The 14,890-nt window shown below is 73.4% G+C and carries 14 protein-coding genes; 5 read left to right on the forward strand and 9 right to left on the reverse strand.

Annotation, left to right across the window (positions count from 1 at the left end; genetic code table 11):
* Positions 1–69: 69 nt before the first annotated feature.
* Entirely contained in the window at positions 70–453 is a 384-nt protein-coding gene (locus ACWDAK_RS12615; RefSeq protein ID WP_344637814.1) for a cold-shock protein, read from the reverse strand.
* 428 nt (positions 454–881) lie between these two features.
* Positions 882–2,039: an alpha/beta hydrolase gene (locus ACWDAK_RS12620; RefSeq protein ID WP_344637813.1), complete on the reverse strand. Its 1,158-nt coding sequence runs from the start codon at positions 2,037–2,039 to the stop codon at positions 882–884.
* A gap of 268 nt (positions 2,040–2,307) precedes the next feature.
* On the opposite strand from ACWDAK_RS12620, the gene ACWDAK_RS12625 reads away from it, so the two are divergent.
* Positions 2,308–2,535 (forward strand): hypothetical protein, encoded by a 228-nt coding sequence (locus ACWDAK_RS12625; protein ID WP_344637812.1) that lies wholly within the window; start codon positions 2,308–2,310, stop codon positions 2,533–2,535.
* A 55-nt stretch (positions 2,536–2,590) separates the two neighbouring features.
* Here ACWDAK_RS12625 and ACWDAK_RS12630 read toward each other — a convergent pair whose 3' ends face one another.
* Positions 2,591–3,193 (reverse strand): HAD family hydrolase, encoded by a 603-nt coding sequence (locus tag ACWDAK_RS12630; RefSeq protein WP_344637811.1) that lies wholly within the window; start codon positions 3,191–3,193, stop codon positions 2,591–2,593.
* Positions 3,194–3,403: 210 nt separating this feature from the next.
* Here ACWDAK_RS12630 and ACWDAK_RS12635 point away from each other — a divergent pair, with 210 nt between their 5' ends.
* Positions 3,404–4,429: an ABC transporter substrate-binding protein gene (locus tag ACWDAK_RS12635; RefSeq protein WP_427393292.1), complete on the forward strand. Its 1,026-nt coding sequence runs from the start codon at positions 3,404–3,406 to the stop codon at positions 4,427–4,429.
* Between the two features lie 5 nt (positions 4,430–4,434).
* Here ACWDAK_RS12635 and ACWDAK_RS12640 read toward each other — a convergent pair whose 3' ends face one another.
* Positions 4,435–5,262, reverse strand: coding sequence for a hypothetical protein (locus ACWDAK_RS12640; protein WP_344637809.1), 828 nt, complete (start codon positions 5,260–5,262; stop codon positions 4,435–4,437).
* Between the two features lie 267 nt (positions 5,263–5,529).
* Between ACWDAK_RS12640 and ACWDAK_RS12645 the strand changes: the two genes are divergently transcribed.
* On the forward strand, positions 5,530–8,067 hold the full coding sequence (locus ACWDAK_RS12645; RefSeq protein WP_344637808.1) for a helicase-associated domain-containing protein: 2,538 nt from the start codon (positions 5,530–5,532) through the stop codon (positions 8,065–8,067).
* Between the two features lie 35 nt (positions 8,068–8,102).
* Here ACWDAK_RS12645 and ACWDAK_RS12650 read toward each other — a convergent pair whose 3' ends face one another.
* Positions 8,103–8,354: a hypothetical protein gene (locus tag ACWDAK_RS12650; RefSeq protein WP_344637807.1), complete on the reverse strand. Its 252-nt coding sequence runs from the start codon at positions 8,352–8,354 to the stop codon at positions 8,103–8,105.
* 97 nt (positions 8,355–8,451) lie between these two features.
* Here ACWDAK_RS12650 and ACWDAK_RS12655 point away from each other — a divergent pair, with 97 nt between their 5' ends.
* Positions 8,452–10,086, forward strand: a complete 1,635-nt coding sequence (locus tag ACWDAK_RS12655; protein ID WP_427393291.1) for a DNA repair helicase XPB — start codon at positions 8,452–8,454, stop codon at positions 10,084–10,086.
* Between the two features lie 33 nt (positions 10,087–10,119).
* Here ACWDAK_RS12655 and ACWDAK_RS12660 read toward each other — a convergent pair whose 3' ends face one another.
* Entirely contained in the window at positions 10,120–10,278 is a 159-nt protein-coding gene (locus tag ACWDAK_RS12660; RefSeq protein ID WP_344637805.1) for a hypothetical protein, read from the reverse strand.
* Positions 10,279–10,580: 302 nt separating this feature from the next.
* Between ACWDAK_RS12660 and ACWDAK_RS12665 the strand changes: the two genes are divergently transcribed.
* A complete protein-coding gene (locus ACWDAK_RS12665) occupies positions 10,581–12,698 on the forward strand; it encodes a HelD family protein (RefSeq protein ID WP_427393290.1) in 2,118 nt (705 codons plus the stop codon).
* 55 nt (positions 12,699–12,753) lie between these two features.
* Here ACWDAK_RS12665 and ACWDAK_RS12670 read toward each other — a convergent pair whose 3' ends face one another.
* The 3 genes from ACWDAK_RS12670 to ACWDAK_RS12680 all read right to left on the reverse strand — a co-directional run bounded on the left by ACWDAK_RS12670 (position 12,754) and on the right by ACWDAK_RS12680 (position 14,783).
* Positions 12,754–13,440 carry a copper homeostasis protein CutC gene (locus ACWDAK_RS12670; RefSeq protein WP_344637803.1) on the reverse strand — a complete coding sequence of 229 codons (687 nt, stop codon included), beginning with the start codon at positions 13,438–13,440 and terminating at the stop codon, positions 12,754–12,756.
* Between the two features lie 111 nt (positions 13,441–13,551).
* Complete coding sequence (locus ACWDAK_RS12675; protein WP_427393289.1) at positions 13,552–14,439, reverse strand: hypothetical protein; 888 nt, start codon at positions 14,437–14,439, stop codon at positions 13,552–13,554.
* A complete protein-coding gene (locus ACWDAK_RS12680) occupies positions 14,436–14,783 on the reverse strand; it encodes a PadR family transcriptional regulator (protein ID WP_344637801.1) in 348 nt (115 codons plus the stop codon). The genes ACWDAK_RS12675 and ACWDAK_RS12680 overlap by 4 nt, the downstream gene beginning before the upstream one ends.
* Positions 14,784–14,890 lie beyond the last annotated feature (107 nt).

A 14,890-nucleotide genomic window follows, 5' to 3' on the forward strand; every position in this document is an offset into this window, starting at 1 on the left:
CGCGGGCCCGAAGGGCGCGAGGAGCCGCCGGTCCGGCGAGCTCCCCGCGCCCCGAAGCGGCCGGCCCGCTCAGACGTCGAACTGGTCGGCGACCGCCCGCAGCAGCACCGCGAGCTTCTGCCCCGCGGGCTTCGCGGGGTACCGGCCGCGCTGCAGCCCGGGCAGCACCGCGTCCAGCGTGGTGATCAGATCCTGCACGATCGGCGCCATGTCGTCCGCGCTGCGGCGCTGGGCGGCGGCCACCGAGGGCAGCGCCTCCAGCAGGGTGACGGCCATCGCCTGGTCGCCCCGGTGACCGGCGGCGATACCGAACTCGACCCGCTGACCTGGCCGGAGCGAGGTGACCCCGGCGGGCAGCGCCTTGGTGTGGACGAAGACCTCCCCGCCGTCGTCGCGCGACAGGAAGCCGTAACCCTTCGTCTCGTTGAACCACTTGACCTGGCCGGTGGGCATCTCGAAAAGTCCTCGGTGTAGGTGCGGGGCGATCTCGGCGCGGGGGCCGCTGATCGCCGGATGGACGGCGAGCCGACCACATGGACAGCGGGGCCGGGCTCGTTCTGCAGGCTAATGATCCGTTAGCGGTTCAACCGCTCACCGCGGGCCAGGCAGTCGCCTGGGGTCCCGCGAGGGGGATCCGGGCGCCGATGGTGCGTGCGCCGCTGAGGCATCGGCCGCTGCCCCGGGCTTGGCGCGGCCGGGGCGCGGCACAGCGCTGTCCATGGCTCACACCCCCGTCGGGAAAGCGGGGCGTCCGGACGGCCCCGTGCGTTGGCTGCATACCCTGGTCAACGGGAGTCCAAAACTCCCAGTTCCCGGGGAACTGCATGCAGTGACGGGGACGTCCGGACGTCGGAACTCAACCGAGCGCCGCGGGCGAGGCCTCAGGCGGGGCTGCCGCCGGGGGCCGCGGACGGGGCGTTGAGGTGCTGCCCCAGCCAGCCGAGCGAGGCCGGGAGCATCCGGTTCCAGGTGTTGAAGTTGTGGCCGCCGGTGTCCAGGGTGATCGAGGCGACCTTGGTGTCGCTGCCCTTGGTGGCCTTGATGAACTTCTTGGTGTCCGCGAAGTACTTCCCGTCGCCCTCCTTGGGCCCGCCGACCAGCAGCGAGACCTTCGGCTTGGGCAGGTGGGCCAGGCGCCAGTCCAGGTTGGCCTCGTTGCGGCGGTCCTCGCTGCCGGCGAACAGGTCACCGGTGGTGGCGTCCTCGGCGGCCTTGTAGTAGCCGGAGAGCGAGACGGCGGCGGAGAAGACGTCCGGGTGCTTCATCGCCAGCTTGAGCGCGCAGTAGCCGCCGGTGGAGTTGCCGATCAACCCGAAGCTGCCGGGCCCCTCTGCGACCCGGTACGAGTCGCGGATGGCCTGCGGGACGTCCTTGGCGAAGTACGTCTCGGACTGCGTGCTGTCCGGGATGTCCTCGCACTCGGTGTCGCGCGGCATCGCCGGGGACGGGCGCATCATGATCAGGACGGTCGGGCTGGTCTTGCCCTCCTTGATCAGCTGCAGCTCGGTGGAGGGGTAGTTCAGCTTGGTGATCAGGTTCTTGGCGTCGCCGGGGAACCCGGTGATCGCGATCGCCGCCGGGAACTTCTTGTCCTTGAAGTCCGGCTGGAAGTACTGCGGCGGCAGGTAGACGTATCCCTCGGTGGACAGCTTGGTGGTGGCGCCCGGAATGCGGATCTTCTCCAGCTTGCCGACCACGGCCGGGTCACGGCCGACGGTGTTGGCGCCGCGCACGTTCTCGGTGGAGATCTGCTGCACGCCCGGGTGGTCCTTGCCGAGCGCGCTCTGGATCGTCACCGGGCCCTGGTTGCCGGTACCCAGCAGGTCGGCCCAGCTGCTGTAGAAGGCGAAGTAGTTGTTGGCCGCCAGACCGAGCGTGCACATCACCGCGAACTGCGTGCCCACGATGGTGCCGAGCCGGCCCAAGACCGCCACCACGGAACGCTTGGCGAGCCTGGGCCACACCCAGACGGTGCCGGCGACCATCAGTACCGAGATCAGCGCGGACAGCGCCAGCACCTTGTGACTGGTCAGACCCATGCGTCGTTACGCCCCTGCTCCACCTTTGGCCAGGCTCCACCTTTGGCCATGCTTCCCCGTTGCCCCATCGGCACCGGCCTTCGCCCGGGGAGACTCCCGTCGGAAGACCGGCATCCTCCTAGGGTGCCTGAGAGTTCCCTGGGAGACCTGAGCGCCAGGGGTGAGCCTACCCCCGTCGATCGGCGGGGGTACGCCGGGTCTGCCAGACTGAACCGTCGACACCGGGTCGACGCCTTCGACCAGAGCCGCACCAGCTGGAGGAACGGGCATGAGCAGCACCAAGAGCCCCGGCGACGGACTGGTCCGGGCCGGCACGATCGTCTTCCTCGCCGGGTCGATCGCCACCATCGCGACCTTCGTCCCGCTCTTCTTCGGCCTGCCGCGGTTCCCGAGCATCGCGTACTGGGTCTGCATGCTGATGCCGGCCGGATTCCTGCTCGCGCTCTGCGGGCTGCTGCGCTCGGCCCGCGCCCAGCGCCGCCGCGCGGCCGCCTGACCGCCCGGGCGGCGCGCCGGGGCGCGATGGCCCCCGCCCCGGGCGGCCGGCAGCCTCAGCGGTAGGACTCCAGCCAGGCCGGGAACTCCGTCAGGTCGCCGAGCACCACGTCCGCCCCCGCCTCGCGCAGTTCCGCCGCGCCGTACGGCCCGGTGGCCACGCCGACCGCGACCGCGTCGGCGGCCCGCGCACCGCGGATGTCACCCAGGTGGTCGCCGACGTACACGGACGCACCGTGTTCCCGCAGCGCATCGCCCTTGCCCTCGGCCCAGGTGTCGCCGACCACGATGTCCGGGGCGAGACCGACGTGGTCCAGCTGGAGGCGGGCGTTCGGCTCGTACTTGCCGGTGATCACGGCGACCCGGCCGCCCCGGGCGCGGACCGCGTCGATCGACTCGCGCGCTCCGGGCAGCACCACGGTGCCCGGCAGCGCGTGCTCGGGGTAGAGGGCGCGGTAGCGGACCGCCATCTCGGCCACGCGCTCGGCCGGGAACCAGTTCGCCAGCTCGTGCTCGAGCGGCGGGCCGAGCCGGGTGACCACCAGGTCACTGTCGATCCAGGTGCCGGTGGCGGCGGAGAGGGCCTGGTAGGCCGCTCTGATCCCGGGTCGGGTGTCGAGCAGGGTCATGTCGAGGTCGAAGCCGACGGTGAGAGCCATGGAACCCAGGGTATGCGGGCGATCCGTCCGTCCCGGGTCCGCCGGGTGAACGGATCGGGCGCCGGCCATTGGACTGCGACGCCCGGGCGCGCCCCGGGCGGCACGGCACTGACTACTACGACAATTCCGACATACTGGGCGGGCGGCCCCGTTCGCGATCACCCGTCCACGGCCGCACGTCCGCGATCACGGCCATGCGAGGAGGGCCCGATGCCGCGTCAGCTCTCCCGCCGCAGCGCCCTGCTCGGGCTGGCCGCGCTCGGCTCGGAAGCCCTGGCCGGATGCAGTTCCCCGCCCGGCGGCACCCACGGCGGCGGCTCCTCGCCCGGCCTGCCCGCCACGCCGTCGCCCACCGTCCCCGAGACCGGGCCACCGAGTCCGCGACCGCTGCCCAGCACCACCGTCACCGCCGCCACCGGCACGGTGGTGGTGCCCGGGTCGCCGGTCCGGGTGGTCACCCTGGACACCGCCGAGCTCGACTCGGCGATCACCCTCGGCATCAGCCCGGTCGGCGCCGCCCGCGCCCCCGCCGACCGCGGCCTGCCGAGCTACTGGCCCGCCTCCTGGCTCGCGAAGATCGCCTCCGTCGGCACCGTCAGCAACCCCGACCTCGCCAGGATCTCCGCACTCGCCCCCCAGCTGATTCTCAGCAACCAGACCCGCGACGGCACCCGCTACGACGCCCTGAGCCGGATCGCCCCCACCGTCCTCACCCAGACCACCGGCTACCCGTGGAAGGCCGACTTCCAGCTGCACGCCCAGGCCCTCGGCCGGCAGGAGCAGGCCGCCGCGGTCGTCACCGCGTACGGGCGGCACGTCGCCCAGACCTCGCAGGCCATCGCCGAGGCCGGGTCCGCCGGGAAGCGGGTCAGCGTCGTCCGCTTCATCGAGGGCTCACCGAACGTACGGCTCTACGGCAGACAGAACTTCATCGGCACGCTGCTCACCGACCTCGGCCTCGCGCGGCCCGACCCGCAGAACGTCGACCAGTTCGACGTCGAGGTGCCGCCCGAGCAGATCGCCAAGGCCGACGGCGACGTGCTGCTCTACTCCACCTACGGCGATCCGGCGAAGGCCGCCACCGCCGCCGTACTGGCCGGCAGCGGCTGGCAGGCGCTGGCCGCGGTCAAGGCGCACCGGGTCTTCCCGGTGGACGACCAGCTCTGGTTCGAGGGGATCGGCTACACCGGCGCCAATCTCGTGCTCGCCGAACTCCAGCACCTCCTCGGTGGGTGATCCGCTCAACCCTTGGGGCTGCGGCGGAGGTTCACGACCAGCAGGAAGAGCGCCGAGAGGACCGCCGCCAGCCGCAGCACGGTCGGCGCGGCCGTCAGGGCCGCGTGGTTGAACTGGTCCGGGGCCACCGGGGAACCCCAACGTCCCTTCGCCCGGCCCCAGTACCAGACCGTCGAAGCCGTCATGGTGGCCATCGGGATGCCGAAGACCGCGAACTTCTTGGTGAGATCGCCCAGCCTGGCGGAGAGGTAGGCGGCGGCCCAGCCGACCAGCATGATCAGGATCTGCCCGGTCAGCGCCCCGGCGAGCAGCACCACCGCGGCGATCAGCAGCAGCGGCGACGGACGGCGGCCGGCCAGCAGGCCGGCCGCGCGCGGCGGCTTCCCCGTGGGGGCCGCCGGGGTGTCGCCAGTGGCGGGCACCGCGGCCTCGGCCGGGTCCTTGCGCGGGTCCGGTACGACGGGCGCGGCCGCGGGCTCGGCGCTGCCGAAGTCGAAGGTGACGCTGTCCCAGCCGGGGAAGTCGGCGGCGCTCGGTCCGGGGCCGGGCACGACCCGTCTGGGGCGCGGGGCCCCCGCAGCGGGTGCGCCCACCGCCGGGGCGGGCCCGGCCTGCGCTGCGGCGGGCGGGGGGTCCGCCGGCCCCTCGGGCGTGTACACGCTCTCCTCGGGTGCGGCACCGCCCGGCTGTCCGAGGACCCGCTGCGGCCTGTCAACCCGCCACCACTCACCGTCCGAGCGGCCACCCTCGTGCCCGTCCGCCATCGCCCCGCCACCCCGCCTCGTGTAGCCGTGCCGCCGACCGCCGACGGTACCCACTCCCTGAGTACCCACGCGAGCCCCGCACCCTCAGGGGCGCCGGGAACCTCCACGGGAAGGTGCGCCGCAGGGGCGCGGGGAGCTGCGCGAAAGCGGCGGGCACCCGCGCCGCGCCGATCCCGCCGGCGCGAAGTCGCAGCCCGGGGCGCGGGGAGTCGCGCACGGCCGACGGCAGGGTGCTGAGGCCGCCGACCCGTGGCCCGCAGGCGCCACCCACTGATCGCGTCAACGCCTCCCGCTCGGGGAGGTGCGCTCAAAGAACGGCCGACTAGGCTGGGTCGAATGACCGCATCGCAGCGTGCCCCGCGCCCCGGCCGAACCGTCGCCGCACCACGTACGCTCGCCGAGGAACTGCGCGCCCGCAGCGACGAGGCGCTGGCCGAGCTGCTGCGGGCCCGCCCCGACGTGCTGAACCCGGTGCCGAGCGACCTGACCCAGCTGGCCGCCCGACTCTCCGGCCGAGCCTCCGCGCTGCGCGCGCTGGAACGACTGGACCGCTTCACCCTGCAGGTCGCCGAGGCCCTGGCAGCCGCTCCCGAGGGCAGTTCCGAGGCCACCGTCCGCAACCTGCTGGCCGGTCCCGCCCGGGTCGGACCGCACCCGGGGGCCGCGGCGGCCGACCGCGCCGCCGTCACCGCCGCCCTGCCGACCGCACTGGCCGCCCTCCGCGGCCAGGCCCTGCTCTGGGGGCCGGACTCCGCGCTGCGCCTGGTGATCGCCGTCCGCGAGGCGCTCGCGCCCAGCGCCAACAACCCGGGCCGCACCGGCCTCGGCCCCACCTTCGCCGAGGCGACGGCCGGCATGTCCCCGGCCCGGCTGCAGCAACTGCTGGCCGGCGCCGGGCTGTCGCCGACCCCGGATCCGGTCACCGCCGTCGCCGCGCTCGCCGGGCTGCTCACCGACCGCAAGCGCTGCGCCGCGCTGCTCGCCGAGGCCCCCGAGGCCTCGCTCGCGCTGCTGGAGAAACTGGTCTGGGGCCCGCCCACCGGCACCGTCCCCGATGCCGCCCGCCCGGTGACCGCCGAGGAGGCCCGCAGCCCGGTCGAGTGGCTGCTGGCGCGCGGCCTGCTACTGCCGTCCAGCCCCGGTTCGGTTGTGCTCCCCCGCGAGCTGGCGCTGCACCTGCGCGGCGGCCGCAGCCACCGCGCCGTCGAGCCCCTGGCACCGGCGCTGGTACCGGGCCCCGAGCGCGATCCGCAGGCCGTGGACAGCGCCGCCGCCGGGCAGGCGTACACCGCCGTCCGCACCGTCGAGGAGCTGCTGGACGCCTGGGGCCTGCAACCCCCCGCGAACCTGCGGGCCGGCGGGCTCGGCGTACGCGACCTCAAGCGGACCGCGCTCACCCTGGAGTGCCCCGAGCCCACCGCCGCCTTCTGGCTCGAACTCGCCTACGCCGCAGGCCTGCTGGCCTCCGACGGCGAGGTGGACGAACGCTGGGCACCCACCCCGGCGTACGACACCTGGCTGCAGCAGCCGATCGCCGAACGCTGGGCGCTGCTCGCCCGCAGCTGGCTGGCCACCACCCGGGTGGGCCGGCTCGCCGGCACCCCTGACGGCAAGGGCAGGATCCGGGCCGCCCTCGGCCCCGAGCTGGACCGCACCCTCGCCCCGTCCGTCCGCCGCGCCACCCTCGCCCTACTGGCCTCGCTGCCGCCCGGCGGCACCGCCGGCGCCGGTGCGCTGCTGCCCGTACTGCGCTGGCAGCGCCCGCTGCGCGGCGGCCCCGTCCAGCAGGACGACCGCGAACTGCGGGACCACCTGGTCGACTTCACCCTGGAGGAGGCCGAGATGCTCGGCCTCACCGGCCGGGGCGCACTCGCCGCGCCGGCCCGTACGCTGCTGGCCTGCGGCGACCCGGCACCCGTGCTCGGGCCGCTGCTGCCGCAGCCGCTTGACCACGTGATCCTGCAGCCCGACCTCACCGCGATCGCGCCAGGGCCGCTGCTCACCCCGCTCGCCCAGGCGCTGGCACTCTGCGCGGACATCGAGTCCAAGGGCGGTGCCACGGTCTACCGCTTCACCACCGAGTCGGTGCGTCGCGCGCTGGACGCCGGGCGTACCGCCTCCGACCTGCACGCCTTCCTGGAGCAGCACTCCAGGACCGGCGTCCCGCAGCCGCTGACCTACCTGATCGACGACGTCGCCCGCAGGCACGGCGTGCTGCGGGTCGGCGCCGCCTCCTCGTACCTGCGCTGCGACGACACCGCCCTGCTGGCCGAGGTGCTCGCCGACCGGCGGGCCGCCGAGCTGCGGCTGCGGCTGCTCGCGCCGACCGTGCTGGCCGCCCAGGCACCGCCCGAGACCCTTCTCGCGGTGCTGCGCGGCATGGGCTTCGCACCGGCCGCCGAGTCCGCCGAGGGCGATGTGCTGATCACCCGCCCCGACAGCCACCGCACCCCGCCACGGACCTCCCCGGCACCCGTCCCCGACGGTCCGCCGCGCCCGGACGACGTCCTGCTGGGCGCCGCGGTCAAGGCGGTGCGCGCGGGCGACCGGGCGGCCACCGCCGTCCGCAAGGAGACGGTGGCCGGCCCCGCGGCCACACCGCAGCAGACCGGACCGGCCCGTACCGATCTGCGGCAGCTCCCCCGCACCGCCGCCGCCGACACGCTCGCCGCCCTGCAGACGGCCGTCCTGCTCGGCGAGCGGATGTGGATCGGCTACGTCAACGCGGAGGGACTGGCCTCGCAGCGCGTCGTCGACCCGGTCAAGGTCGAGGGCGGCTTCGTGACGGCGTACGACCACCTCACGGACGAGGTACGCACCTTCGCCCTGCACCGCATCACCGGCGTCGCCGAGGTGGACGACGACTCCGACTGACCGGCCGCGGGGCCGGGGCGCGGCGGCGCAGGGGCTCAGTGCGGCTTCTGCTGCTCCTTGGCCGCCGTCTCCTTGGCGTGCTGCTCCTTGGCCTGCTGGACGATCTTGTTGGTGTCCGGCAGCGAGAGGTCCTGGCCGCTGATCAGACTGGCCGCCTCCAGCCCGACGAAGGTGAAAGGCCCACCGGTCTCGCCGAGCCCGGCCAGGGCGTGCGCGGGGGTGGCGGAGGCCGCGAAGGCGGCACCGGACAGGACAACGGCGGAGAGTACCCGCTTCGGCGTCTTCATGCCCGGCTCAACGAGGATCCTCGGCACGGGTCACGTGCTTCGGGCCGAGTGCGGGACACTGGAAAGTCTGCGACCGGACCTACGGAGGTTTCCCCGCGTGAACGACGGACCGCTCATCGTCCAGAGCGACAAGACGCTGCTGCTGGAGATCGACCACCCGAAGGCCGCCGACTGCCGCCGGGCGATCGCGCCCTTCGCCGAGCTGGAGCGCGCCCCCGAGCATGTGCACACCTACCGGGTCACCCCGCTCGGCCTGTGGAACGCCCGCGCCGCCGGACACGACGCGGAGCAGGTCGTGGACGCCCTGGTGAACTACTCCCGCTACCCGGTGCCGCACGCGCTGCTGGTGGACGTCGCCGAGACCATGGCCCGCTACGGCCGCCTCCAGCTCTCCAAGCACCCGGTGCACGGCCTGGTGCTCACCACCACCGACCGGCCGGTGCTGGAGGAGGTGCTGCGTTCCAAGCGGATCGCCCCGCTGGTCGGCGCCCGGGTCGATGCCGACACCGTGATCGTGCACCCGTCCGAGCGCGGCCAGATCAAGCAGGTGCTGCTCAAGCTCGGCTGGCCGGCCGAGGACCACGCCGGGTACGTGGACGGCGAGGCGCATCCGATCCACCTGGAGGAGGACGGCTGGGCGCTGCGCCCGTACCAGAAGCAGGCCGTCGAGGGCTTCTGGCACGGCGGCAGCGGTGTGGTCGTCCTGCCCTGCGGCGCGGGCAAGACCCTGGTCGGCGCGGCGGCGATGGCCGAGGCCAAGTCGACCACGCTGATCCTGGTCACCAACACCGTCTCGGCCCGGCAGTGGAAGCACGAGCTGGTGAAGCGGACCTCGCTGACCGAGGACGAGATCGGCGAATACAGCGGCACCCGCAAGGAGATCCGTCCGGTCACCATCGCCACCTACCAGGTGATGACCACCAAGCGGAAGGGCATCTACCCGCACCTGGAGCTGTTCGACGCCCGCAACTGGGGCCTGGTGGTCTACGACGAGGTGCACCTGCTGCCCGCCCCGGTCTTCAAGTTCACCGCCGACCTGCAGGCCAGGCGGCGGCTCGGGCTGACCGCGACCCTGGTCCGCGAGGACGGCCGCGAGGGCGACGTCTTCTCGCTGATCGGGCCCAAGCGCTTCGACGCCCCGTGGAAGGAGATCGAGGCCCAGGGCTACATCGCACCGGCCGACTGCTGCGAGGTCCGGGTCACCCTCACCGACTCCGAGCGCCTCGCGTACGCCACCGCCGAACCCGAGGAGCGCTACCGCTTCTGCTCGACCACGGCGACCAAGCGCCGGGTGGTGGAGGCCCTGGTCAGGAAGCACAAGGACGACCAGACGCTGATCATCGGTCAGTACATCGACCAGCTCGACGAGTTGGGCGAGGCGCTCGGCGCGCCCGTGATCAAGGGCGAGACCAGCAACCCCCAGCGCGAGAAGCTCTTCGACGCGTTCCGGAACAAGGAGATCAGCGTGCTGGTGGTCTCCAAGGTGGCCAACTTCTCGATCGACCTCCCGGAGGCGACCGTCGCCATCCAGGTCTCCGGCACCTTCGGCTCCCGCCAGGAGGAGGCCCAGCGCCTCGGCCGGGTACTGCGGCCCAAGGCGGACGGCCACGCGGCGCACTTCTACTCGGTGGTGGCCCGCGACACCGTGGACCAGGACTTCGCCGCCCACCGGCAGCGCTTCCTGGCCGAGCAGGGCTACGCGTACCGGATCATCGACGCCGACGACGTGTGAACGGGTGACGGCCGGTCATGATGCGGCCGGCCGTCAGAGCTTGACGCCGTCGCGCCCGAGGAAGACCACCCGCGCGGCGGTGTCGAGCATGATCCCCACGGTACGGACGGCCTGGGCCATCGGGCCGCGGCGGCGGCTGTCGCCGACGGCACCCCGGCCGGGTCGGTGCTGCTTGATGCGTTCGCTGTTCATGCCCTCGACGTTAGGCGCCGTGCCACCGCCCGGTCGTCAGCCCGAAGGGCGCGATGACCTGGCCCCAGGTCCTTCTCCAGGTGTACGACACCCCTACGTCAAGGCGTACGTGAACCCTGAGAAAACGATTAGCGCCGGGCTCGGCGGCGGTCTAGGATCTCCGGTCTTGCCCCCTCCCGAACCGTGGTGCCAACCGTCGGCAGCCGTGGGAGGTCCCGGCCGGTCGGCAACCGGTCGCGTCCTTCACTGTGAGCTACGACGAGTCCGCCGCCCCATCGCGAGGACGGCCGGGAAGGTTCGCTGTGCACGCCCCCATCGACCACTCCGCCACCGACCCCCTGCAGCGCGAGCGCGACCACCTGGCCGCCTCCAGGTCCGCGTTGAAAGCCATGCGCGAGGACGTCGAGTCCCTCGACCTGCGCGACGTCACTGGCACCTGGGTCTCCGCCGCCGTCCTGCAGAACCAGATCGAGCAGCGCATCGCGGCGCTGGCCGACCTCGCCCACACCCCGCTGTTCTTCGGCCGGCTGGACTACCTGCACGCCATCAGTGAGCACCTGGCCGAGGACACAGGAGGGGGCGCGCGAAGCGCTTCGGGCAAGGGTGGTGGTGGGCGACGGGCGGGCGAGCGGTTCTACATCGGCCGCCGGCACGTGCACGACTCGGACGGCGACCCGATGGTGATCGACTGGCGCGCACCGGTCTCCCAGCCGTTCTACCGGGCCAGCCGCACCGACCCGATGGACGTCGAACGCCGCCGCCGGTTCGGCTACACCGGCGGCGAGTTGACCGCGTACGAGGACGAGAACCTCACCGACCCCGCCGAGTCGGACACCCGCTCCGCGCTGCTCGCGGCCGAGATCGAGAAGCCCCGCGTCGGCCCGATGCGCGACATCGTCGCCACCATCCAGCCCGAGCAGGACGAGATCGTCCGCGCCGACATCGCCGGCACCGTCTGCGTCCAGGGCGCCCCCGGCACCGGGAAGACCGCGGTCGGCCTGCACCGAGTCGCCTACCTGCTCTACGCGCACCGCGAGCGGCTCGCCCGCACCGGCACCCTGGTGATCGGTCCGAACCGCTCCTTCCTCCACTACATCGAGCAGGTCCTGCCCGCTCTCGGCGAGTTGGACGTGGCCCAGGCCACCGTCCAGGAGCTGGTCGGCCACGTCGAGGTCCGCGGCGCCGACACCGCCGAGGCCGCCACCGTCAAGGGCGACGCCCGGATGGCCGAGGTGCTGCGCCGCGCCGTGCGGTCCGGGATCAGCCTGCCCACCGAACCCTGCATGGTGATCCGGGGATCGCGCCGCTGGCGCGTTCCGGCGTACGAACTCGTCGAGATCATCGAGGAGTTGAAGGACCGGGACGTCCGCTACGGCGCGGCCGGGGAGGCGCTGCCGCAGCGCATCGCGCACGCCGTCCTGCTGAAAATGGAGCAGAGCGGCGAGGCCCCCGACGACCGGGTGCAGGACGCGGTCGCCCGCAACTCGGCGGTCAAGGCGGTGGTCAAGCAGTGCTGGCCGCCGGTCGACCCGGCCAAGCTGGTGCACCGGCTGCTCACCGACGCCGAGTTCCTGGCCGAGTGCGCGGAAGGGATCCTGGACGCCGAGGAGCAGGCCGCGATCCGGTGGACCAAGCCCGGCCGGTCCCTGAAGACCGCCCCCTGGACCCCGGCCGACGCCGTACTCGTCGACGAGGCGGCCGACCTGGTGCAGCGCACGCCCTCGCTCGGGCACGTGGTGCTGGACGAGGCGCAGGACCTCTCCCCCATGCAGTACCGGGCCGTCGGCCGTCGCTGCTCCACCGGCTCCGCGACCGTCCTCGGCGATCTCGCCCAGGGCACCACCCCCTGGGCGACCGGCAGTTGGCCCGAGGCCCTGCAGCACCTCGGCAAGCCCACCGCGCACATCGAGGAGCTCACCACCGGCTTCCGGGTGCCCGAGGAGGTCATCGCGTACGCCTCCCGACTGCTTCCCGCGATCGCCCCCGGGCTGGCGCCGGCCACCTCGATCCGCGACACCCCGGGCTCGCTGGCGATCGACCGCGTCCTCGACGGGCCGGACGGGCTGACCGAGGCCGTGATCGAGGGCTGCCGCAAGGCCCTCGCCCGTGAGGGCTCCACCGGACTGATCGCCGCCGACGACCGGATCCCGCTGCTCGCCGAGGCCCTGACGGAAGCCGGACTGCCGTTCCTCGCCCCCGGCACCGAGACCAGCACGGAGGCTCGGCTGACCCTGGTCCCGGCCTCGCTCGCCAAGGGTCTCGAGTACGACTACGTGGTCCTGGACGAACCCGCCGCGGTGGTCGCCGGCGAGCCGGACGAACGCACCGGCCTGCGCCGCCTGTACGTCGCCCTGACCCGCGCGGTCTCGGGCCTCATGGTGGTCCACTCCGAGCCGCTGCCGGAGCAACTGCGGGGGTAGCGAGCGGGGTTGCGGGGAGCCTCGGCCGGTCGCAACTCCCCGCACTCCGGCCGCCTCAACCGTCCAGCAGGGCGCGCCATTCGGCGACCTCGGCGGGGTCGACCGGGGAGGCCCAGCCGTTCTCGCGGACGGCGCTGCCGATGTGGAAGGCGTCGAAGCCGGCCGCCCGCAGCCCAGGGACGTGCTCGGCGCGCAGCCCGCCGCCGACCAGGATCCGCTGCCGATATCCCGGTTCACCGGACTTGGCCAGTTCCTCGGTCAGGACGTCGAGCCCGGCGTCCACGCCGGCCGCCGCTCCTGAGGTCAGGAAGGTGTCCAGGCCCGGCAGTTCGCCGACCGCGGTCCGGACGGCGGCCCGGTCGGCGCTGTGGTCGAGCGCCCGGTGGAAGGTCCACCGGCAGCCCGCGACAGCCTCCGCGACGGCGGTGGTCGCGGCCAGGTCCACGGCACCGCCCGCGTCCAGGAACCCGAACACGAACTCCTCGGCCCCCTCGGCCCGCAGCGCGGCGACGCGGTCGCGGAGCTCGTCCAGATCGCCCGGCGCGAAGCCGTCGCGGATCCGCAGCATCACCCGCAGCGGAATGGCGACGGTGGCCCGGATGGCGGCGAAGTCGGCCACCGAAGGGGCCAGTCCGTCGGCGGCCATGTCGGCGACCAGTTCGAGGCGGTCGGCACCGCCGGCCTCGGCAGCCCGGGCGTCCTGCGCCGTCAGTGCGATGACTTCGAAAATTGGTCTAGACATATCGTTACCTTGCCACACCCCGGGCCGGCGCCCAAGCCGGCGCGCGGGCCCCGCGTCGCGCGCCCGGCCCACCACATCCCGGGATGGGCCGGGCGGCGACGTCCGCCGAGGTCAGGCGGCTGCCGGCGGTTCGTCCTTCGCCCGTACGGCCTTGACGAGCCGGAGTGCGGCCAGCGGCAGTACCACCACGAACCCGACGGCCGCCAGCATGCCGATCGGACCCTCGAAGCCGTTCAGGAGGCTCAGCAGGTTGAAACTCACCAGCAACGGCAGCGCGCCGACGACCATCCCGGCCGGCCACAGCCGACGCCGGTGCACCGCCAGCAGGGGCAGGATGGCCAGCAGAAGCTGGAGCGGCCGCCAACTCGGGTCCCAGAACAGCGGGGTGTGCAGATAAGCCTGGCCGAACATGAGCAGCCAGGGCAGCACCGCACCCGCGAGCACCATCGGCAGCGTCCGGCGGGAACGGCCGCTGAGCAGGTCCGGCGGCGCCATCAGCAGCATGGCCAGCCACACCAGCGGCACGCTCACCACCCAGACGAGGCCGAGGAGGGAGGCGGAGAAGAGGGCCCTCCCCGCCAGCAGCGCCAGGCCGGGAACCGACGCCGCCACACCGGTCCAACGCGCCACGCCCCACCGCCCGGCGACGGCCGCCACCGCCGCCAGCGCCCAGGAGGCGACCAGGGCGAGCTGCCACGCATGCCCCTGGCCGCTCGACGACGGGTCGACCAGCCCGGAGAGGCAGAGCCAGAACCCGAGGCCGGCCCCCAGCACGAACGGCACCGCCTGTGCGACCACCTGTCCCGGTACACCACCGGAGACCAGCCCGGTCCGCACCCGCAGGCCGTGCCCGGCGATGCCGGCGAGTTCGCGCAGGCGCAGCAGCCGCCCACCGCCCACCGTCACCGACTCGTACACGGCGATGATCTCCTCACCGCGGTCGTCCCGGTACCACTCCGGGTACAGGCTCAACGCGGCCTTCAGCGAACGGTCCGTCATGCCGTCACCCCCCTCAGCCTCGGACGGGCGGTGGACAGTCGACGCTCCGCCTCCACGACCACGGCGCGCAGACGCTCGGTCTCGGCGCTCAGCGCCGCACGTCCGCCGTCGGTGAGCGCGTACGTGCGCCGGGCGCGCCCGTCCACCACCTCGTCACTGGCGACCTCGATCAGCCCCTGGCCCAGCAGACGGTCGAGAGCGCCGTAGAGGGTGCCGGTGCGCATCCTGACCCGGCCGTCGGAGATCGCGGCGACCTCCTGAATGAGGGCATAGCCGTGCCTGGGGGCATCGGCCAGCGCGGTGAGCAGGAGCAGTGTGGGCTCCTGCATGGATCGCTCTGTCATGCGACTACATATATCGGCGAACTGCATATGCTGTCCACCGGCACCAGCAACGCTCCTGACCGTTCGTCCGATCCGGCCGACGCACGGTCAGCCCGACCCGCCACAAT

The organism is Kitasatospora sp. NPDC001175 (assembly GCF_053598215.1).